We start from the raw sequence: 21,664 nt of genomic DNA on the forward strand, positions 1-21,664 counted from the left end.
CAAATTAATTATCCTCGATCGCTGAGGAACGACGGCGGCGGCGACGGCTGGCAGTGGCGGCGCTGTTCGCATCACTTTCATCTGCGATCTCGTTGGCGGCGGAGGCTTTCGCAGACAAGCGTTCCGTTGGGTTCGCAGTCAACTCCGATGGTTCAGTTGTCTCTTCTATCAAAGATTTTTGTTCTGGCTCAATAACTTTTGGTGTCGGTATCTTGCTTGTGGTTACTTCAGGTGTCGCTTTTTGGGCAATAGTTGATTCTGAGGTTGATTCAGTTGGAGTCGTTGGCAGTTGACCAGGCTGAATCACATTAATAATCACAGACTTGGTATTTTTAACTTCTTGCTCTAACTTCACCAAAGGAGAGATTCCCATCAAGGCAAACATATCTTGTTCTTGGAGGCTCATTTCTACAGTTCTAATCTCCGGTGGTTCTACCACTGGTTTAACTGGTTCTGCCTTGATAATTTTAGTGCGCTCTACTCTTTCACTCCAACCTGGTTTACCAAGGGTGGGTAAGGGGATCTCTGGTGCAATTCCTAGTTCTGGTTCCACATCAAGGTCTAAGTCTGGCTCGTTGACAAAAGCCAGTGGATTGGCAATAACCCGAGCTTCATCTTTCCCGTTTAACCCATTGATACCAATTCGACTGCGGCGAGTGCGGGTACGCCGCTTATTATCATTAAGTTCTTGATAACTAGGATGATTGATCAGATTTAGGTTACTTAATTCCGAGTCACCCTCAAATGCTTCCCCAAATCCATCATAGGTTTCTCGTGGTTCTGGGATGCGGGCAGATGGCTGACGTGGTTCTCTGTGAGGCAGGGATACAAAACGCTCACGCTCTGGTGTTTCTACTGGTATTGGCAATCGGTTTTCAATTTCTCCAGGCAGACGCACAGTATGTCCTAAACCGCCGCAGGTGGGGCAAGTTTCACCAAACAATTCGTAAATATTTTGACCCTGACGCTTGCGGGTCAGTTCTACCAAACCCAGTTCGGTGAGTTGGGCAATCTGGGGACGAGCTTTGTCTGCTTTGAGTGCTTTATTAAAGTGTTCAAGAACTTGCAGTTGATCACGTCGCGATTCCATATCGATAAAATCAACAACGATTACCCCAGCGATATTCCGCAGACGCAACTGGCGAGCAATTTCTGTTGCAGCTTCGCAGTTTGTCCACAAAACTGTTTCTCTAGCTGTTGCCGATCGCGTAAAGGAACCTGAGTTAACATCGATTACGGTTAATGCCTCCGTCGGCTCAATGACGACGTAACCTCCAGAAGGTAGGTCTACTCTTGGTTTGAGGGCTTCTCTAATCGCAGCACTGATGCGGAAGTACTCTAAAATTGGGGAGCGATCGCGATGATGGTCAATTAACAATCCTTGCGGTGTTTGACCTCCACTCCAGTTCTGCAAGTACTGCTTCACACGCTTTAAACCAGTACTAGAATCTACAACAATCCGATTTACATCCGCGCCGTACATATCCCGCAATACGCGCTGGATAAAGTCATCGTCCCGATTGAGCAGTGCTGGAGGCCGGGTGGAATGCGCTTCCTGCTGGATAGCCTCCCATTGCTTTTGCAGCACCTCCAAATCTTCCATAATTGCTTCTTCTGGTTTGCCTTCGGCTTCTGTACGCACGAGCAAACCCATTCCCGCCGGTTTGACCAAAATTGCCAGTGCCCGCAAGCGGTTGCGTTCACTTTCACTTTTTATCCGTCGGGATAAATTTACGCCCCTACCATAGGGCATTAGTACTACATAGCGTCCAGGTAAGGTGATATTACCCGTCAGCCTGGGCCCTTTTGTCCCTGTTGGCTCTTTCATTACTTGCACCAAAACTTTCTGCTGTGGTGTAAGTAGTTCTGTAATTGCCGCAGCGGTACGCTTTAGCTTCAATGGCCCTAAGTCGGTGACGTGAATAAAACCGTTGCGCTCTGGGTCACCAATATTGACAAACGCCGCATCTATCCCAGGCAATACATTTTCTACTACTCCTAAGTAGATATCACCTATTTGGTGATGACCGGTAGCAACAACGAGTTCCTGTATTTGATCTTCAGAAAAGACAGCAGCAATTTGGTGCTGCTCCGCGATGATAATTTGTTTTGGCATTCAATTTCCTCAAAAATTGGCAGCACCAATAGGTCTGGAGGTTTGTTATACCTTTGTTGCCCCTGCAACCCTCAAAAGGCGCTACTGGTAATAAAAATCGTAAACCTGATGTTCTAAGTTAAATAGCTATTGGCGCTCTTAAGAGCGTTTTCACGGCGGATTATTTCAGAACGGATGCATGTTTAAGCAATTAAATCAACTGTCCGTGGTTGATTTATGATGCAATACCCTCAATAAAAAGAGTTCTGAGTTGAAAGTTCTGAATCCTGAGTGAGTTTTTAACTCAGGAAGCTTCATTTGAGAGTAACCTACTGAAGTCGTTAAGAAAAAGAAACTATTTCTATATTCCATTCCCCGGATTTATCCTTAGGGTTATACTTAGCAACGTCAGCTTACCCTACCTTAAGCCGTGCTTTGCGCGTCTGTGATAAATCTGCAAATTCGCATAACCGACGGCAGTTGCTTACCCTACGGGAACGCCAAGGGCGAACAACTCTAGAAGAGTAACCACTGGCTCTTAGGCACTACTGTAGATTAGACATTCAGTAGTTGTTTAAAAAGCATGGATTTAGAGAAGCTAACCGAGCCTGCTGTTAGTTACTGATTCACAAGGTAGCTGTAGAAAGAGTGTGTATTCTTTAATCTGCCTCAGTTTGTCTGGGATAAAATCCTAGAAGTTGCACTCTAATATCTTTGCTTTCGCCCCCTGAACACCAGGGTAATGAACCAGCTAATTCAATGCAGCGCCAGAAAATTTCTCTTCACCCCATTCTAACGCAACCTTACTAAAAATCAATTCCAACGATGTGCCATGTTAGGACAACTACTAGCAAGCTGCCCTACAGGGATTATACCCTTAAAACTAGCCGATTGCGGTGGATGTGCAGGAGTTGAAATTCTCCACTAGCCACTATCCCTAGCATAAACAGGATTTGTTCAGGACGCAATAGAAAACCATCTTGGCGATAGCTACCTAGATAACGGATAACAGATATAGATTCTGCAATGCAATTGTAGTTTTCTACTAATTCCAGTTCAAATAAGCGATCGCGCAGATTTATTAACTGGCTTTTGCCTGACTTAGTTGTATGCTCGAACCAGAGCGCGTCTTTTGCTTTGATGGTATTAATCCATTCTTGCCATTGTATAGGTGTTGTTTTTTCAAGTGCTGCTACGGTAATTAAATATTCTGCGGTCTCTAGCAGTTGGGTAGCTGCTGGAGTTTTTAAATCTATCTGCGCCACATTATATATAGGTATGTCTGTGGGCATTTCCCGAACTAACTGTTCTCGAAAACTATCAACTGCTATTGGCACAGTTAACTCAAAATCCGCAATTTCACCACCACTAGTAGCCCCTAGAGCCAAAGCAGTTGCTAGAGAAATTCGCGGCATTGGATGAAATCCACCAGTGAAAGCGATTGGTAAACCTGCTCGCCGCACAACTCGGTCAAACAAACGGATTAAATCCAGGTGGCTTACCAAAGCCATATTACCCTGTTTCCCAAACCAAACTCGCAGTCGTTGTGCTTTAGTTGTGTTGGGGACAAACTCGCCAGCAAATTTCGGGATAGCAGGTGGTTTAATCACGACGTTATGCCCAAAGTCGGTGCCACAGACGCCACAGTGAGAACAACCTTCAAAAGAGCAGTCGGGTACAATTGCAGCTTCTAAGGCGCGTTGCAAGTCTTCTTTGAGCCACTTTTTGTCAATCCCGGTATCAATATGATCCCAAGGCAGGGGAGTATCGAGGGAGTGGGGAGTGAGGAATTGGGTATTTTCCGCATCTTTTGATCTCGTCTGATCTTGTGCGTGAAACAAATTCCATTCGCCATTTTCTACTTGGCGATATTTCCAGTCTAGACCTGCTTGAGCGATCGCAGACCCCCAAGCACTAAAAGCCTGATCTAAATTTTCATACCAGGAATCCATCCCTGCACCCAATTCCCAGGCACGGCGCACTACTTTGCCCAAACTGCGATCGCCTCGTCCCACAAAATCTTCCATTGCGGAAATGCGGACGTCGGTAAAATTTACCTTTACTCCCTTTATCCGTCGAAATTCTTGCCGCAACAGGTTTTGTTTACGCTTAAATTCAGTGGTAGAAACTGAGTGCCACTGGAATGGTGTATGAGGCTTGGGCGTAAAGTTAGAAATCGTCAGGTTAAAGTTTAGGGGTTTTCTGCCCAAGCCCCGACATTCTCGCTGTAGCCAGCTTACTGTTTCCGCAATGCCCAGAACATCAGCATCCGTCTCACCCGGTAAGCCAATCATAAAATACAACTTGATTTTATCCCAGCCTTGCTCCCAAGCCGTTTTCACCCCCCGCAACAGTTCTTCATTTGTCAAACCCTTATTCACTATGTCTCGCATCCGCTGAGTTCCAGCTTCTGGAGCAAAAGTCAGTCCACCTTGGCGCGTACCTCCAAGGATGTTGGCAATATTTTCATCAAATCTGTCTACCCGTTGGCTTGGTAAAGTCAGAGAAATGTTTTCATTTTTTAAGCGATTTTTGATTTCCATCCCCACTGCTGGTAGGGACAAATAATCGGAACAACTCAAAGATAGTAGGGAAAACTCATTGTAACCAGTTGCCCGCATCCCCTGTTCAATCGCTTCTACAACCTTATCAGGTTCTACATCCCGTGCTGGTCGAGTCAGCATTCCTGGTTGACAGAAGCGACAGCCACGAGTGCAACCACGCCGAATCTCAATGGTCAAGCGGTCATGCACCGTTTCTACGTAGGGAACTAACCCAATGGAATATGCTGGTATGGGAGTTGCAACCCGTCGCAAAATTCGTTTTGGCACGTCCGGGCGACGAGGATGAACCGAGCCATCCTCTGCCATGTCATAAAACTGAGGGACATATACGCCTGGTATCTGTGCCAAATCCAGTAACAGATGTTCCCGACTTAATCCTGCTTGTTTGCCTTCTTCTAACACCAAACCAATTTCTGGCAGCAGTTCTTCTCCATCTCCAAGGGCGAAAAAGTCGAAGAAGTCAGCGTAAGGCTCAGGATTTGATGTCGCTGTTTGCCCACCAGCAAAAATCAACGGAAATGGAGGCTGGAGATTAGTAAATTCTCCTCTGTTCCCCTGCCTCTCTCGCCATGTCAAGGGAATTCCAGCCAAATCCAACATTTCTAAGATATTAGTTGCACCCAGTTCGTAACTGAGGCTAAAGCCTAGAATGTCGAATTCTGTGAGCGATCGCTTTGACTCTACCGCAAATAATGGCGTATTAGTTTCGCGTAGTTTGGCTGCCAGGTCTTGTCCTGGGAGATAAGCGCGATCGCACAATTGACGCGGTTGGGCATTCAAGATGTTATATAAGATAATGTGCCCTAAATTCGATGCACCGACTTCATATACTTCTGGGTACGTTAAAACCCAGCGTATTGCTGTCGTATCCCAAGCTTTGTGTACTGCTAAACGCTCATTACCCAGGTAACGCCCAGGTTTTAAAATATCCGATGTTATTAATTTTTCAACTGCAACAGCCACTGTGCTATCTTCTAGCTACCTTAATTACAGCTACTCAAACCCAACCTTAGCATTGAATTAGGTTTTATAACATAGTTTATCGTTGCAACTTATAACTCCTTCACATAAAGTCCAGACCTAACGCAAACTTTTCTGCTTTTAGATAAAGTTATCTTGCAGCCAACTCGGCTTCACCGTCCAATATTTCAAACACCCTATCGAGTTGCGTCAGTTCAAAAATAATTTTAATTGACGGAGCAACAGTGCAAAGTCGGAAACTCCGTCCTAAACTAAGAGCCAGCTTGTGTGTAGATAACAATGCCATCAACCCCGCACTGTCTAACGATTCTACTGCTGCTAGGTCTACCACCAAGATGGAAATACCATTTTGTGCCAACGCTGTGCTCATATCTCGTTCAAATTCCAAGGCGTTTGCAGCATTCAAACAGCCTTGGGGACTAATAACTGCGACCTTGGGATAGTGAAGCACTGCCTGCATAGTTACATCCTATTGAGAGTTATTAAAGCGTCAAGCTGAGAATTATTTGAACATAAACTTTTTTTTGTTGCATCGACCATACGTCTTAGGTCTCTTTGCTGAATCTTTATTGCTTTAGTATCTCTGTTTAAAGATTGTCATAATTCCAGTTGGAAATGTGTTTATATATACTTTTTTTTTAACCCAGTTCAAAAACAATCAACATAGACAGCCTTAGAACAGAGAAATCATCCGTAACTATGCTGAGAAAACTTACTTAGTCTATAAGACTCATATTTGATTTTGAAATTTACGTAGGGGAGCCAGCGCTCAGAGGGGTTTCTCCAAGTGAAGTAACTGACGTTGCGTTAGCAAAGCGTAACCCACTTCCCGAAGGTTTTAGTGCCGTACTCAAGGGCGATAACACAACGCCAGTCCACTCAAGTTGCGAAAGCCGCCCAGACGGCTGGCTCCCCTACGTCTACTTAAATTTTTTCAGAAATCAAATCCTATTGATATATAACTCAAGCTAATTTAGTCAAGTTTTAACGCTAAGTTAAATCTTTCGCTTTAGCGTTGCTGATGGTATATAGCATAGTCATAGCGAATTATCATCTATCTAACTAATTAAATTGTGATCTAAATCAATAATAAAGTAGTATTTGGATCACTCTTTATACTGAGATGTCTTTGGGATAATTTAGGATCATATACAGTTGGATTATTACTTATGAGGACTAAATACGCTATTCGTAAATTGGTAGAAAAAGCTCTTGACATTAAAAAACTAACTCCTGAGATAGAAAATGAAATCAACTCAGAATTGACGGAACTGGGTTATATTTCTGATGTTGATTACGAAGCTCTAGAATTATTAATGGCAGAGATGGATGCTGGGAGAATTCAGTTAGTTTCTAGCTTCGGATATTCCTAATTGCTTAGGCATAGAGGTTTTTTACTTTTATCAAGTGAATTTGATTAAGACTGAAGCAATAAAACTTTAAAATAGATGAAACAAGTTTTGCCAGGCTGGCAAGTTGGTTGTGTTGTTGGTATTAAAGGCTTGGCACAGCTAAAAACTAACGTTGATTCTGGGGTATTTAAGGTAATTCAAGCATGTGCGATCGCAGCTTATTCTCCTACCACTAAAGCAGAATTCTAAGCCATAATCTCGGTTTACCAAAATCGCCGTGATATTATTGTTAATGGACTGCAATCTCTAGGTTGGCCGATTCAGCCTCCGAAAACTACCCTTTACGTCTGACACCTGTTCCCCCAGGATATTCCTTAGCAGAATTTGCAACGTTGCTACTTGACAAATGTGGTATTATTGTGCATTTAGAGAAGGCTTTTCCGAATTGCTTTAACTATTAGCGATGAGCGGTTGCAAGAAGGAATTCAACGGATGAAAGATGCTGGCATCCGTTATGCCTGATGGAGACAAGGGGGGACAAGGAAGGATAATTAGGGACGTGGATTAAATAAAATGCAAAACTTCATCCTGTATCTAGCTTCCCTCTTCAATATATCGGAGAGGGATTGAGGGTGAGGTAAGCTAGGGACATAAATTGTATGTTATTTAATTCTTGTTCCTTAATACCTAATTTCCTGTTTGACCAATGCTTATTAGACCTCTTGCAAAAATCCTTGAATCACCCCTCCCCAACCCTCCCCGATATATTGGGGAGGGGGCAAGATTTCAAGTTTCCCCCCAATATATCGGGGAGCCACTGCGTTGCGGTGAGGCAGTCCGATCTTGGGGGTTTCCCCCATGAGGAACTGCTGAACCCGAAGGGAGGTTCCCTCCGTTGTAGCAAGTGGCGTGGGATTAAGGGGGGTCTATTCGACTTATGCAAGAGGTCTATTGATATGCTTGCCAAAGTTGGTGAATAAACTGATTGAGTTGTTGCTTGGCACCTAAATCAGGTTCAGTTTTTGGTTCTTTTGCTAAAACTTGGCTCAAGAAGGTAATTACTTCTGTGTCTAGTGCTGGCCGAAATAAATTGGCAGGCCAAAGCAAGTCAGACGCATCTCGCAAATCGGTAATTAGCGGTGATTCTTGAATCAAAGTAACCATTAATAAAGGACGCACCCAGCACAACTGGCGGGTAACTATAAATTGAATGACTTCTGCATACAGATTCCTGTCGCCATGCTCTAAAGACACAATTTGTCCTGGTTGAAGAAAATCTAGGCTAATGTCCATCATTACGCAGTTTGGGCAGGGGCAAGGATTATTTTGCAACTTCCTTAATTTTAAAAGTGAAAATGCGTTACGTTTAAGGAAGCTTATGTAACATTAGGTTAGCACTGTCACGGCAACGATGTCTAAGACATCTGCTTCACTTGTGACTATGCAAAGCTAATACGACCAATCCTTAGCAGTAAAGGGTTTTCCTAGCATAGTATCTGAACAGAAATACTATAGAATAGGTAAATAACTGTTAAGCGATCGCTACACAGACACTTCGTAGTGGTGAATCAACAAGAAAAGAGCAAAGAGCCGTGTCAGTTGAAACTATTGAAAAACCTTCCACAATTCGTAAGCTAGCCCCTCGGTATCGCGTTTTGCTCCATAACGATAACGACAACTCTATGGAGCATGTTGTGCAGTCACTAATAGCCACTGTGCCAAGCCTTACCCAACCCCAGGCTGTTAGCATCATGATGGAAGCCCACACCAACGGGCTAGCTTTAGTCATTACTTGCGCTTTGGAACACGCTGAGTTCTATAGCGAAACATTGAAAAGTCACGGTTTAAGTAGCACGATTGAACCTGACGAATAGTCATTGGTGAATAATCAAAAGTCATAATCTGGAGTATTAACTCCTGATTATTGACCTATTTAGTATGAAAAAAAACCTTGTCCGTCTAGCTGAACGCCCTGCCCCTATTAGGCTGGGTTGTTTTATTTTGACTTTATTGCTGCTATGGTTGCCATTGGCTGCACCAATATATTTACTAGTGCATGATTCAAACTTAGAAAGTATATTGACATTGGTATTGTTATATGCAACATTTATTTTTTTAGTGAGATCATGGGGTAAGTATGTCTACCAGCAGCCTAAAATTATACGGCATTATGGCTTAGAATTCACGCGACAAAACGGTGTGGATTTACTGCGTGGCTTGGCTATGGGCATAATTAATATTCTGATACTTTTTGGGGTAGAAAGTTTATTGGGTTGGTTGGTGTGGCAACAACCGAAAGTTTTCTTGCTGAAAGTTATTTTAGAGGGTTTACTTGTTGGCTTGGGCATCGGATTTGCTGAAGAATTGTTATTCCGAGGCTGGTTACTAGACGAATTACAACGAGATTACAGTCCACGTGTGGCACTGTGGACAGATGCAACTGCGTTTGCTACATTGCACTTTATTAAACCATTGGAGGCAATTATTCATACACTGCCGCAATTTCCAGCTTTAGTATTGCTGGGGTTAACGCAAGTATGGGGAAAGCGTTGGCGGAGGGGACGCTTGGGTTTTCCAATTGGTTTGCATGGTGGTTTAGTTTGGGGTTACTACATTATTAATGTAGGTAAATTAGTGGAATATTCTGGTGAAGTTCCTGATTGGGTAACTGGTGTGAATAATAATCCCCTACAAGGAGTGATGGGGGTGTTGTTGATGAGTGTACTAGCTTTGTGGATACGAGGGCGAACAATAAAAAATTAAAGATGGTAAAGCCTAAGTAGCGTTTTGAATGAATACTAAAACTATTGTTACGCCGACTGACTCGTGAGTATGCAACAACACTAACAATGGCAGAAGTTTAGCTGTTATTGTTGTGAGTACAGGCTTACTAAATTGTTTTTATAATGGGTTATTTTAAGCCCACTATGCTATGAGCTTTAGTTTAGATAGATTTCAGCTCGGCGATATCATCACTGGAAAAATCATTAAGCTGGAGCCTACAGATGTTTTAGTTGATTTTTATACCGATCAACTAGCTTATGTTCCACTCTTAGAGCTATCACTCAATGAGATTCAGTCCCCAGAAGAAGCTGCGGCGAAATAATTATGATTTTAAGGAGATTGCTTGATGCCAAACTCATGCCACGTTTACCTATTACGGGATGGGCAACATCAAGTCCTAACCATTCCTGATGAATTTGCTCTATCCAGCACAGAAGTTTTGTTACGCAAAGAAGGTAATCGATTAATCATCGAACCCATTTCTTCCGGTTCTCTACTTTCACTGCTTGCCACTTTAGAAGATATTACAGAAAATTTTCCTGATATAGATGAAGGGTTATTGCCACTCGATGATATTGTGCTTTAATCCTGCCCAATGACCTATCAATACCTACTAGACACCAACATCATTTCAGATTTGGTAAGACATCCTCAAGGTTTGGTGTTTCAGCGACTCGCAGCCGTAGAGGAAAACTGCATTTGTACCAGCATTATTGTGGTGTGTGAACTGCGATTTGGTGCAGCTAAAAGTGGCTCTCTCCGTCTTCTTCAGCAACTAGAAAGCATCCTCGAAGTCTTACCTATTTTGTCGCTATCACCTCCTGTGGATCAGCACTATGCGGTAATTCGTACACACCTGGAGCAAACAGGAAGACCGATCGGCCCTAACGACTTACTGATTGCTGCCCATGCCCTTGCCCTTAACCTGACGCTTGTTACAGCAAATGTTCGTGAATTTGGCCGCGTACCTGGTTTAAGTGTAGAAAATTGGCTACTTTGAGGGCATACATTAGGATGGTCTAGTATATTCTTATTTAAGATTTGTATAAACTAATACTTATTCAAAACTCGCCTCCACAACTGTCCCCACCACACACGCTTTATTCAAATTAACGCCGCTCAAATTCGCACCTTCTAACTCCGCACACAGCAAATTCGCCCCTGTCAAATTCGCCCCCGCCAAATTTGTCCCCCGCAAGTCAGCTTCTTCCAGGTTTGCTTCACTCAACAATGTCCCTTGCAAATCAGCACGACTCAAATCTGCACCCTTGAGATTTGCCCCTGTCAGGTTTGCACCGCGCAAATCAGCACCGCGCAAATCAACGCCTTGTAAGTTCACATTCATCAAATTGGCACCACTCAAGAAAGCACCCGCCAATGAAACATCACTGAGTCTGGCTCCCATCAAATTAGCGCCACGCAAATTACTACCCCGCAAGTCAGCACCTGTTAAATCTGCTTGCATCAGGTTTGCTCCCATCAAACTCGCTCGCAAGTCAGTTTCTTGAAGGTTGGCTCCCATCAAATTCGCCCCCTCCAAATGCCCACCTTCGAGTTTAGAACCAGCAAAATTAGTGCCGACAAGGGTAGCGCCAGCAAGATTAATCCGGCTTAAATCCAGTCGGGAGAGTTCCTCGTCTTCTAAATTTGCCCCTGGAAGTTGTTTGAGTTTTCCTAATTTAATGGCTTCAATATTCATGTAAAGTAACTACCAATCTCTTCACTTATCTTGCTGTGGCTATCCCATTGGGAATCAAGTATCCAGATGCCGGCGCTGACTTTAGGTGTGATTACAGGTAAGTCTAGTCCCTGTTGTAAACCCATAACTAATAAAGTTAGGGTATCTACAAGTTTAGGGTCAAAGCGGGTAGATTGTTGCTGTCTGCACTCATCTAAAGCTTGAGTAAATATCTGTTCCTGGCTTTGATTTGACAATTTTTGCTGATTGACTCGCCACTGAAAGTCTGCCAATAATGCCAAGATTCTCGACTCTAGCGGTATTTCATCTCCAGCTAAACCTGCTGGTTCCCCTGTACCATTCCACCACTCGGTTTGGTGAGTGATAATTTGGGCAACTGCTCGTAGTCGTGGCATGGTTCGCAATACTTGTGCCCCCGGTACTAAAGGACAAGTTAAGGGAGAACTGGGGGCATCTTCTTGGTAACGTGTAGATATACCGCCAGTGAGAACACTTTCTGCTTTCTGTAATGGATCTATGCGATGCAACAAAGCCGCCAGCCGTAACCTTTTAATTTGCCATGCAGGAAGATCCAAAAGCTGGGCGATCGCTTCAGCAAGTGCCACTACTTCGGCAGCTGCCATTGGATTGTTGACATCTGCCATATCCATCAGTTGCGCCATTCGCAAAAAGGCTTGGATTTCGTTAGAAACCAAGTTACGATCTAGGGTTTGTTTCTGAAGCGCTGTGGGGATGGATAAATTATCTTGCCCAGTCTGGAGATAATCTACTACACGGGAGACAACTGCACCTAAATTTTCTGATCTGGCCATTGACGGTACAATTTGTTGTTTATCGGCTGTGAGTTTATCCGCCAGTTCAGGGTTGTATTTTCTGATATGAGCGATCGCTATTTCTGCTGTCTCTTGCACTAACTCTGGCTCGAATGTCCACAAGCCATAGAATTTACGCTCTAAATCTGATGTCGGTACTCCACTGCTGCCATAATCAGCCTCTGATAATTCTTGACAAATTACCATTGCTGTGTATTTTGGCGATAAAATAATTAAGTGCCACTCCTGTGCTACTGGATCAATTCGATCTAATGCCACTAAGTCTACATTGGGTAAGAGGCTAGTAGGATGTTCAGCAAAGCCGGATTCAGCAGCAGCCATGATGGCAATTTGGCGGCTGCGCTGGGCGATGTCTGCATATCGCCCGGCTTCTTGTAGATACCATTTACCCTGTTGGAAGGCTGTGATAACTAAGGGTGTACCGTCGTCGGTTAAGATATGGTCTTCTAAAGCGTGGCACAAGGCAACAAGGGTATTTTTGTAGTAAACACCGAATCGAATTGGCCTGGTGGTGTGGCGATGAGCTGTTTCTAGCTGTTGTAGGATTGAACCTTCTAACATGGGATTTGGTAAAAATAACCGCAGAGGCGCAGAGGACACAGAAGGGGATAAATTCAGAATTCGTATTTTCTAGGATACACCCGCTAACTGTTTTTCTTTCGTTTCTATTGGTGCAGAAAGTGCTGCTTCTAAGTCGGCACAACCCAGTTTTTCTTCTAAGATTTTCATGACTTCACGTCCGAAATCGTTGGGGTTTTGTTGCCAAGCTTGCAAGCAGACTTCTCCGAAGAATGAACCCAGAGGTTCAGGATTCCAGAGGAGTTTTTTGGCTGTCCACGGCATCAAACTCATTGGATCATACCCTGGTTTGAGGATGCCCTCTTTAAAAGCATATTCTTCTAAATGGGTATGGGGTTGCAGTCCAATAAAGAAAATGGCAGGTTCGACTTTATCAGCACCAAAAATCCGTTCTAGTTCGCGGTGATAGGCGATGGTTTGGCGGATGGTTTCGGGACGTTCATCAATGACGTTAAAGGAGTAGTTGACGGAAACTAAGTCGTTGAAACCAGCTGCTTTTAAATCACGACAGTTTTGCAAGACGTTTCGCAGGTTATACCCCATCCGCATTTTTCGCACGAGTTCTTGAGAACCACTGGTAATCCCTATTTCAAAGTAGTTCATCCCGGTTTTCGCCATCAAGTCGCACAACTGGGGTGTCAAATTGTCAGCTCTAATATATGCTGCCCAGTGGATGTCTGTCATACCAGAATCGACGATTTTTTGCAAGAGTTCTATGGCATCGTCGATAAATTTTTTTGCTGGGATGAATTGGGCATCGGTAAACCAAAAGTTGCGAATGCCGCGATCGTATAATTGGCGCATTTCCGCAACTACTTCATCTGCTGGGTTGATGCGTACTTGTTTGCCTTCGACAACAGTGTAGACGCAATAACAACAGTTGTGAGGACAACCACGCTTAGTTTGTACACCTATATAAAAATCCTGCTCTTGCAGATAATAGTTAAATTCCGGCCAGATACTTTCGATATAGTCGTAGTTACAGGCTGTTTTTTCTAATGGGGTGGGTTGTTCATGAATTAGTCGTTTGCGTGGTTGAGTTTCTCCTGCAATGTAACAGCGTTCATCTCGAAAATCTCTACCACTTAAAAGTTTTTCCAACAGGGTTTCCCCTTCACCCACAGAAATAATTGTCCCTTGGGGTAAGCTTTTACCTAGCTGTTGATAAAATACACTGACTGCACCACCACCTACAACTACACGAGCATTAGAATTATATTTTTGGGCACGCTTTAAACCGCGTTTAATTAAACCCTGATTACGCCATAACTCTAGATAATAAGCGATGAATATTCGTAAACCGCCCAATCCGCCGCGTAGTTTCAAAAGAGGATTTTTAGCATAGTAAAATTCAAAAGCGTTTTGCAGTGGGTTGCCACCACGTCCACCAACTGGAGCATAAATTTGAATATCCCGCCAAGAAAATACTAGCAGTGTCGGTTTAAATTCATCAATACAACGATCCAAGGCAAAAGTGTAATCTAAAGGTGGCACTGTTCCCAAATCAAAAATGCGCTGTTCGATATTAGGAAACTGTTTGTGGACGTGATCGCTCAGGTAGACAACCCCAATGGGAAAGATAGGGTTACAAGGAAGGCGAACGTAAAGAATTCGATTTTCCATCATCAGTGTTTTGACTTCCATCTTGCCAATCTTTGGGGAAAGTGAAATAAATTCCAGTTTTAAGGCGTGTTTTTGTTTTGGCTACTCTCAATCTCTTAAATATTGCTTGACATTGAAGGCAATTACTGATATACAAAACTTTTGTTCACAGATTCAGGAATCAATAAAATTGCTTTGTATACTAAATGCAGGGGATCAAGAGAGGCTTTATGAAGACATTTTTCATATAGCTTTACGATAACATCGAGTTCATTCATTAAGCGATGATCCCAGGATCGAAAGCCTGGGATATATGAAACACAAAAATACACTCTTTAATTAGGCTCAAGCTAAAGGGATCTTTGCCATATCTACCCTGTAATTATCTGCCCTAAAGAAGTTAAAACTTGTTTAGGGCAGATATTAAAAACTTAAAAATGTTCACATAGTGTAAAATTGTAGACAAAGCGTAAATATTTACAAGATTTTAGAACCTACGATATATCTTTAGGTAGAAATTGTCTACAAAAAGTTAAGTTGGTAGTCGGAGCTACAACAACTGGGGATCAGGCAATGCTAGGCTTGGCAAGTGTAATGTAAAATTGTGGCGTAAAGCTCCTCAGCAGTTATGGCTCAAATATTAGATCCTCTACCACCTGAGCAATCGGGAAAAATTCTCTGCTGCTACATTAATGCCACGAGCAAAATACAGGTAGCTCGCATCTCCAATATTCCCAACTGGTACTTTGAAAGGGTTGTTTTCCCTGGACAACGTTTAGTGTTTGAAGCTCCGCGAAAAGGTCAAGTGGAGATTCATACAGGGATGATGGCAAGTGCAATTTTATCCGATAAGATTCCGTGCGATCGCCTGATGCTCGAAGAACCTAATGCTTATGAGTTTCGTACAGACTCATCAGATGGAAAAGACCCTATTAATACCAAACTAATGGTGCAGCAAATTAATACAAAAATTGAAGCTACGACAAAACCCTTGCAAATCCTTGGTTTAGCATCGGTTGATTAAAAAAAAGAATTTTACTTAATTTGAGGGTTGCTAATTCAGCAACCCTTTTTGTTTATTATTTATTATTTATTGTTTATTGGGCATTGGGGCAGAGAAAAAATACTTACTACAACTTCCCCTCTGCTCCCCAACTCTCAACTACAATCAATCTTATGAATCTGCCTTCATTTCTTTGGTTGTGGAAAATAGCCGCCTGGTCGATGGGGTTGTCCCTGCTGGCATATCTGATGTTAACAGTCACCGGCGTTTGGATGTTTCAGACGAGAACTTCGCAGCAATTCCCCTTTATTACCCCATTTATGGGTGGAAATAGAGAGGTGCGATCGCTCCACTATACAATGGGCATCAGCATGGTAAGTTTAGTGCTGCTATTGCTGGTGATTGGTATTGTTGGCACTTGGGGACACTTTGGTTCTTTAGGGCACTCGTCACACTTGGTCGCTGGATTGATAGTGGTAGCATTAGTTTTATTGTCTGCTTTCAGTGCCACGCAAATTAGTACCAGACGGCCTTGGGCTAGACCCTTACACATCGGTGTAAATATTATCCTGTTTGTCGGATTTACTTGGGTGTCCCTGACTGGTTGGATTGTAGTACAAAAGTATTTACCCTAAATCGATTTTAAATTTTAGATTAGGAAGTGGCTTGCATGACAATCTATTGAACCATCAGGACAATTTAAAGAAAGTGTTTCTCTAGAAGCTCTACTGGCATGGAGAAAATACAAGCATCAACAAGTATTCGTGTTTGTCTTACCTGAATGCTTGCCAGGTTCCCAGTTAGTATGAATTTAAAGCCAATAATCGTGATTGAGCCGTGACAGCAAACTCAGCCAATACCTCAGCTTCTGTTTTTCGTCTGTCTCCTTTGATTCGGATAACGCTGCTGAGTTTATATATAGCACTGACAGTCCCATTACCCTTCTTATCACAGGTAACAGATGCACCCGTACCCCCAGGATTATTGTGGATAGGGATTAGCATCGGCTTAGTTGCCTTGTATGCTGTATTGACTGAACAAGTAATAGTAGATGACCAGGGAATTCAGGTTACTTACCCCGCTTGGGTGCCTCGCTTTTTTCGTAAAGGCTGGTTATTACCTTGGTCAGAGGTGAAAGAGTTAAAACCCCGCACCACTGGTCAAGGAGGGCTAGTTTATTACTTCCTCAGCCAGGATGGGAAAGCTTATTTATTACCAATGCGTGTAGCCGGATTTGCCCGTTTCGTCCAAATTGTCCAAGCAAAGACAGGCATTGACACCACAGATGTTCGCCCTTTAGCACAGCTGTGGATGTACTTGATTTTACTGGGATTCACGCTTCTGCTACTATTGGTTGATGGCTGGGCGATCGCTACAGCCTTAACTACTGCACAATTAACTTAAAATTGGGCATGGGGCATTGGTTATTTCTCCCTACTCCCCAATCCCTACTCCCCTTGAATACAGCAAAAGCGACACTCAGTCTAGAGCAAGTTAATCTGTTTACAAAGCTGAAAACCCAACTTGCAGGGAATCAGCAGGGATACCCCATATTACAGGATATTTCATTGGAGGTATTCCAGGGCGATCGCATTGCCATTGTAGGCCCAGTTGGCGCTGGTAAAACTTCGTTACTGCACCTCCTCAACCGCCTAATTGAACCCACGAATGGTAAACTGTATCTAGAAAATCAAGAATATCGCCAAATTCCTGTCATTCAGCTACGCCAAATACTTGTACTTGTATTGCAAGAATCCAAGCTGTTGGGGATGACAGTTCAGGAAGCTTTGGCTTATCCTTTAGTTTTGCGTGGTTTGCCCAAACAGACAATTCAGCAACGAGTCAATCACTGGATAGAACAACTGCACATTCCCAGTGAATGGTTAGGGCGAACAGAGGTACAACTTTCTGCTGGACAACGACAACTAATAGCGATCGCTCGTGCCTTAGTCATCCAGCCTAAAATATTATTATTAGACGAGCCAACCTCTGCCCTAGATGCTGGTACAGCTTCTCATCTAATGCAAGTTTTAACCCAGTTTAGTCAAACTCATCAAACCACGATTCTGATGGTAAATCACCAACTGGAACTAACCCAAATGTTTTGTACTCGGTTATTACACCTGCAACAAGGTTATTTATTCGCAAATCAAAGAGTCTCTGAGATAAACTGGGTTGAATTACGAGAAAGCTTAATTAAAGCAAAAGCTCAAGACGATTTTGGATTTTAAATTTTGGATCAGTCAGGAAACAGGAATCAGGAGTCTTTTCTTGCTCCCCTTCACTCCAATGCCCTGTTTGGCCGATTCACACTTGACTACTAGTAAGTGTTGAACGTTGATTACTAAATCTCTCTCTAACTAACTTTGTTGTTTGTGACTGTGAAATATTGATATTCAAAATTTCCATGTTAAAACGGTATCCTACATTGCGGATAGTTTGAATCAAGTTGGGTTGCCGGGGGTCAAGTTCAACCTTTTTCCGTAGTGACAAAACGTGAGTATCAATGGTACGAGGGTTATCGATAGCGTCAGGCCAAGCACGACGCAGCAATTCTGACCTACTCAGAGGCACTCCCCCAGCTTGTGCCAAAACGTACAGCAAACTGAATTCTTGGGGCGTTAAGTCGATGAACTCCCCCTGGAAGCGGACGCGGCGCTGAACTAAATCGATTTGCAAAGTGCCATAATCCAAATAAGCTGGTGCAGTAGGTGTACGTTTCCGGCGAATCAGTGCCTCTACCCGTGCCAAAAACTCTTGCATCCCAAAAGGTTTGCTCAGATAATCATCCGCACCCGCCTTTAAACCTGCGACGATATCACCTTCACTATTACGGGCAGATAACATTAAAAGAAGAGGTTGCTGCTGACGATGCAACCAACGACAAAACTCAATGCCGTCACCATCAGGCAGGTCTGCATCTAAGACTACCAGTGTTGGTTGATGGCTTAAAAATACTTCCCTTGCTTGATAAATACTGGCAGCTTGATGCACACGGTATTCCAGTTGTTGCAAGTGCCAACCCAACAACGATCTCAGATGGGGATTCCCCTCAATGATTTCTATACAAACCGAACCCACGGTGGCAAGATCCCTTAGCGTCGATGCCTTTCAAAGTAACAAGCCCATCTCTAAGGTTTTGTAGCCTTTGCTACTTCAATTGCTATTAGCTTTACATTTCCTCATAAAAAGCGTGGCAATATCTTTAATTTATGCCTTCTCAAAAGGCAATTAGAAATATTATTAAATTTTTATTAAGTTTATCAAAAGTGTTATTAAATTTATTAAAAGTTCTTTTAGCTTAATATTCTGCTTTCAGGTGGGTGGAATGTGGCAAATATCTAAAACTCAACCAGCTAGCCGTTACTACAACAGCTTTTTAATCTGATGGTGAAAGAAGATTTTTTCGCAAAAATTTAATGCCCATATCCACGAACATAACACCAATATAATTGGGCTGTTAAGTATGAAAATCAGAAAAATAACTTAGCAGATAACCAGAATCGATGTTTTCTGGAATAGGATTAAAGTAGCTTGTAGCTGCTATGAGGGTACTGCCCAAAGTAGATGTGTTGACTTTGAGTTAATGCCAAAGTGAAATTACAGTTCACATTTGAGCGTGAATCATTTACAATTCTCATTCCAAAGAGATTAATACAGCAGTTATGCTCCAAGACACACAAACCATCCGCTATTACCAAAGACTCACCGACGCCTTCGTCGAGTTATGGAATCGCGGTTATCGCACGGATGATATGCGGATGTATTTGGATGGATATCTAGCCGCACTGCGACATGGCAACATCATTGAACCTTTTCTGATTCATCGCTTAGAAGAGGAAGCCAGCCGCTACTTGTACGATGGATCAAATTTTGTAGTGCCGCAACCACAGCCACTACCCGATTACTACTAAGTACCATTTACCTGGCCATTGATAGTAGCGGTTAATTACCGCAGATGATTATAGCATATTATCTGTATTCGTCAATGGATTGCCGTGGTGTGAGATTTTGGAGATATTGTATTGAAAAAAGGCATCCCCTCAGCCCTAAACTTGGTCTTGCCAATTCGACTGAGGGGATTTTTGACCAGAAAGAAAAAGTTACAAGCCCACTTCAGCTACGCTCAGTGCATCGCCTAAATTGATTTTGGTGGTTCTTAATCTTAATTTTGACTTTTGACTTCCCCAAAGGGGCTGACTAGCCCTGAAATAAATTCCAAGATAGATCAAGTATTTTTATGAAAAACCTATTAAAAAACCCTTGAAAGGGGAGATACTATTTATCTCCCCTTTCAAGGACATTAAAAACGGCACATTGCCTTGATTGAGAAGCGCAAATTCAGTAGCATACCCTCTGGTTTGCGTAAAGAGATATTACGAGGCTAGTGCTACTTCTACCTTTTCCTGCAATTCACCTTTTTGGTACAGTTCAATCAAGATGTCAGAACCGCCAAGGAATTCACCATTGATATACACTTGGGGAATTGTCGGCCAGTTAGAGTATTCTTTAATTCCTTGACGGATTTCAGAGTCTGATAGAACATCAACTGTCTCGAAGGGAACTCCCAAGGTATTGAGAATCTGCACAACGTTGTTGGAGAAACCACATTGGGGCATTAACTTGTTTCCCTTCATGAAAACTAAAATCTTGTTCTGTTGTAGCAAGTTATCAATTTTCTCTTTGAGTTCTGGCGTCATGGTATTTGTGTTTCCTATGTTGCATTCAACGATGACGAGTGAGAAGTTAAAAATTTATAACTCCTAACTCCTAATTCCTAACTCTATGTTTACGAAGCTGGTGTTGCTTGCCAAGCTTCAGGAGTAAATGTTTTTACTGCCAAGGCATGAATTGCTTCAGTTGACATAGCTTGCCCCAAAGCACCATAAACTAACTGGTGCTGCTGCACGAGTCCCTTACCTGCAAAGTGCGATGAAACTACTGTTACCTGATAGTGGTCACCGCCACCAGTCAAGTCTTGCACCTGAACCTGGGCGTCTGGCAGTTCCGCCTTGATCATTGCCTCAACCTGCTGCGGACTAATCATCGCTATTCCTGAAAAAACTTACTTTTCTATTATTAACAGATATAGAGCAAATGCCTGTGCCAAGTTCAGGTTTTGGCAAGGCTGGGGATAAACTGCCTCTAAGGTCGATTTTTGAGAACGTTGGGTCGAAGCTAGGGCAGATAATCCTATCCTAGCACTGGGGCGTTCCAAGGTGCTGCTCAGGGAGAGAAGGATATGAAAGATGAGGGAGATGAGGAAAAACAGTCAACGCCAATTTAATTTATTTTTTTGGGGGTGGGGAAGATGAATTACTACCTTCTCTGGGATAGGGAGAATCTACAAAACCTAATTCAAACAACTGTTTATAGGCTTTCTTGCCTAAATCTCGCGTCGGATTTTGACTTTTAATTATTTGAATCAACAACGGTACAGCTAATTCTGGCTGATTTTGTGCCCGATGTACCAATGCTAGCTGAAAGGTCGCTTCATCTCGCTTTTGGGCTGTTACTAGAGCTTTTTGACGCTGAGAATCAGAAACTCTATTGTCAATTCCCGAAAAGCTAGCGTTTAACTCTTGATAAAAATTAGATAGCTGATTATAAACCTGACGTGCTTCTAGCAGTTTCTTAGCAGCTAAGGGGTAGTTTTGAGCAGAAACAGCTTTTTCTGCCTCTTTCACGAGGCGATCGCCCCCTTCAATACTCAAAAGGCTGCTACTTTGGGTTATGGGGCGAAGGTTATTGGGATCATTGGGGTCAATGGGTTGTGGTTGGCTGGTAGTGCCTGGTGACTGTGATACCTGAGCATTCACAGGTGATAGCAGGCTGAGGACTGCTATGACTGATAAAACAGTACGGTGCATCAAGGTAACAGCGGCAGCAGTGTTCATGGGATCAATTAGTGCGACAACTATATAAAAAAGTTATGGAAACTTCGGGTATCTTAACTCTGTTTTGGTCTTGGACAAAGCAAAGATACATCCTAAGTATCTCTGATTTAGGACTGAAAATCGGTTTAATAGAGTTCCCATTAACCTTGTATAGTAATTAACTTAAATCGTCGTAATCAGTGATACCAACAGTGAACTGCGTTAATGTGTTAATTCCTTTGATTTTCCAATTATCGGTTTACTCGCAAGCAGCTTGGGAGTAGTTTCACAAGGCG

Annotated in this window: 22 protein-coding genes and 1 pseudogene; 12 read left to right on the forward strand and 11 right to left on the reverse strand. The window is 42.9% G+C overall.

The window, feature by feature from the left end:
- Positions 1-4: 4 nt before the first annotated feature.
- From V7K35_RS04055 to V7K35_RS04065, 3 genes are all read right to left on the reverse strand, one after another.
- Complete coding sequence (locus V7K35_RS04055) at positions 5-2,116, reverse strand: Rne/Rng family ribonuclease (protein WP_335076580.1); 2,112 nt, start codon at positions 2,114-2,116, stop codon at positions 5-7.
- Between the two features lie 848 nt (positions 2,117-2,964).
- Positions 2,965-5,622, reverse strand: a complete 2,658-nt coding sequence (locus tag V7K35_RS04060; protein ID WP_335076581.1) for a TIGR03960 family B12-binding radical SAM protein — start codon at positions 5,620-5,622, stop codon at positions 2,965-2,967.
- Positions 5,623-5,770: 148 nt separating this feature from the next.
- Entirely contained in the window at positions 5,771-6,100 is a 330-nt protein-coding gene (locus tag V7K35_RS04065) for an STAS domain-containing protein (protein WP_334798253.1), read from the reverse strand.
- Between the two features lie 709 nt (positions 6,101-6,809).
- Between V7K35_RS04065 and V7K35_RS04070 the strand changes: the two genes are divergently transcribed.
- A complete protein-coding gene (locus V7K35_RS04070) occupies positions 6,810-7,013 on the forward strand; it encodes a hypothetical protein (RefSeq protein WP_335076583.1) in 204 nt (67 codons plus the stop codon).
- An 87-nt stretch (positions 7,014-7,100) separates the two neighbouring features.
- Positions 7,101-7,514, forward strand: a pseudogene (locus tag V7K35_RS29600) (aminotransferase class I/II-fold pyridoxal phosphate-dependent enzyme); the annotation flags it as partial.
- 426 nt (positions 7,515-7,940) lie between these two features.
- Here V7K35_RS29600 and V7K35_RS04080 read toward each other — a convergent pair.
- Positions 7,941-8,285, reverse strand: coding sequence for a hypothetical protein (locus V7K35_RS04080; protein ID WP_334798303.1), 345 nt, complete (start codon positions 8,283-8,285; stop codon positions 7,941-7,943).
- 299 nt (positions 8,286-8,584) lie between these two features.
- Between V7K35_RS04080 and clpS the strand changes: the two genes are divergently transcribed.
- The 5 genes from clpS (at position 8,585) to V7K35_RS04105 (ending at position 10,776) form a co-directional block, all read left to right on the forward strand.
- Positions 8,585-8,866 carry an ATP-dependent Clp protease adapter ClpS gene (gene clpS / locus V7K35_RS04085; RefSeq protein ID WP_334811580.1) on the forward strand — a complete coding sequence of 94 codons (282 nt, stop codon included), beginning with the start codon at positions 8,585-8,587 and terminating at the stop codon, positions 8,864-8,866.
- Between the two features lie 64 nt (positions 8,867-8,930).
- Positions 8,931-9,755, forward strand: coding sequence for a CPBP family intramembrane glutamic endopeptidase (locus V7K35_RS04090; protein WP_335076587.1), 825 nt, complete (start codon positions 8,931-8,933; stop codon positions 9,753-9,755).
- A 169-nt stretch (positions 9,756-9,924) separates the two neighbouring features.
- Positions 9,925-10,098 carry a hypothetical protein gene (locus V7K35_RS04095; RefSeq protein WP_335076589.1) on the forward strand — a complete coding sequence of 58 codons (174 nt, stop codon included), beginning with the start codon at positions 9,925-9,927 and terminating at the stop codon, positions 10,096-10,098.
- A gap of 24 nt (positions 10,099-10,122) precedes the next feature.
- Entirely contained in the window at positions 10,123-10,362 is a 240-nt protein-coding gene (locus tag V7K35_RS04100) for an antitoxin (protein WP_334770658.1), read from the forward strand.
- A gap of 9 nt (positions 10,363-10,371) precedes the next feature.
- Entirely contained in the window at positions 10,372-10,776 is a 405-nt protein-coding gene (locus tag V7K35_RS04105) for a type II toxin-antitoxin system VapC family toxin (protein WP_334798261.1), read from the forward strand.
- A 57-nt stretch (positions 10,777-10,833) separates the two neighbouring features.
- On the opposite strand, the gene V7K35_RS04110 is transcribed toward V7K35_RS04105, so the two are convergent.
- From V7K35_RS04110 to V7K35_RS04120, 3 genes are all read right to left on the reverse strand, one after another.
- Entirely contained in the window at positions 10,834-11,475 is a 642-nt protein-coding gene (locus tag V7K35_RS04110; RefSeq protein WP_335076591.1) for a pentapeptide repeat-containing protein, read from the reverse strand.
- Positions 11,472-12,869, reverse strand: coding sequence for a DICT sensory domain-containing protein (locus tag V7K35_RS04115; RefSeq protein WP_334798304.1), 1,398 nt, complete (start codon positions 12,867-12,869; stop codon positions 11,472-11,474). Before V7K35_RS04115 ends, V7K35_RS04110 begins: the two co-directional genes overlap by 4 nt.
- A 69-nt stretch (positions 12,870-12,938) precedes the next feature.
- Positions 12,939-14,531, reverse strand: coding sequence for a photosystem II high light acclimation radical SAM protein (locus V7K35_RS04120; protein WP_335076593.1), 1,593 nt, complete (start codon positions 14,529-14,531; stop codon positions 12,939-12,941).
- A gap of 586 nt (positions 14,532-15,117) precedes the next feature.
- Between V7K35_RS04120 and V7K35_RS04125 the strand changes: the two genes are divergently transcribed.
- From V7K35_RS04125 to V7K35_RS04140, 4 genes are all read left to right on the forward strand, one after another.
- Positions 15,118-15,513: a DUF1830 domain-containing protein gene (locus V7K35_RS04125; protein WP_335076595.1), complete on the forward strand. Its 396-nt coding sequence runs from the start codon at positions 15,118-15,120 to the stop codon at positions 15,511-15,513.
- A 152-nt stretch (positions 15,514-15,665) separates the two neighbouring features.
- On the forward strand, positions 15,666-16,127 hold the full coding sequence (locus tag V7K35_RS04130; protein ID WP_335076597.1) for a DUF4079 domain-containing protein: 462 nt from the start codon (positions 15,666-15,668) through the stop codon (positions 16,125-16,127).
- Positions 16,128-16,329: 202 nt separating this feature from the next.
- Positions 16,330-16,896, forward strand: coding sequence for a hypothetical protein (locus V7K35_RS04135; protein WP_335076599.1), 567 nt, complete (start codon positions 16,330-16,332; stop codon positions 16,894-16,896).
- 8 nt (positions 16,897-16,904) lie between these two features.
- Positions 16,905-17,723 (forward strand): ABC transporter ATP-binding protein, encoded by an 819-nt coding sequence (locus tag V7K35_RS04140; RefSeq protein ID WP_335076601.1) that lies wholly within the window; start codon positions 16,905-16,907, stop codon positions 17,721-17,723.
- A gap of 76 nt (positions 17,724-17,799) precedes the next feature.
- On the opposite strand, the gene V7K35_RS04145 is transcribed toward V7K35_RS04140, so the two are convergent.
- Positions 17,800-18,573 carry a response regulator transcription factor gene (locus tag V7K35_RS04145; protein WP_335076603.1) on the reverse strand — a complete coding sequence of 258 codons (774 nt, stop codon included), beginning with the start codon at positions 18,571-18,573 and terminating at the stop codon, positions 17,800-17,802.
- Positions 18,574-19,157: 584 nt separating this feature from the next.
- Here V7K35_RS04145 and V7K35_RS04150 point away from each other — a divergent pair.
- Positions 19,158-19,406: a DUF6761 family protein gene (locus V7K35_RS04150; protein ID WP_298918830.1), complete on the forward strand. Its 249-nt coding sequence runs from the start codon at positions 19,158-19,160 to the stop codon at positions 19,404-19,406.
- Positions 19,407-19,868: 462 nt separating this feature from the next.
- Here V7K35_RS04150 and grxD read toward each other — a convergent pair whose 3' ends face one another.
- From grxD to V7K35_RS04165, 3 genes are all read right to left on the reverse strand, one after another.
- Positions 19,869-20,192: a Grx4 family monothiol glutaredoxin gene (grxD, locus tag V7K35_RS04155; protein ID WP_298918833.1), complete on the reverse strand. Its 324-nt coding sequence runs from the start codon at positions 20,190-20,192 to the stop codon at positions 19,869-19,871.
- Positions 20,193-20,281: 89 nt separating this feature from the next.
- Complete coding sequence (locus V7K35_RS04160) at positions 20,282-20,539, reverse strand: BolA family protein (RefSeq protein WP_334798270.1); 258 nt, start codon at positions 20,537-20,539, stop codon at positions 20,282-20,284.
- A gap of 241 nt (positions 20,540-20,780) precedes the next feature.
- Positions 20,781-21,389: a hypothetical protein gene (locus V7K35_RS04165; protein WP_334798271.1), complete on the reverse strand. Its 609-nt coding sequence runs from the start codon at positions 21,387-21,389 to the stop codon at positions 20,781-20,783.
- Between the last annotated feature and the right edge of the window lie 275 nt (positions 21,390-21,664).

This window comes from Nostoc sp. (assembly GCF_036917275.1).
GTDB lineage: Bacteria > Cyanobacteriota > Cyanobacteriia > Cyanobacteriales > Nostocaceae > Nostoc.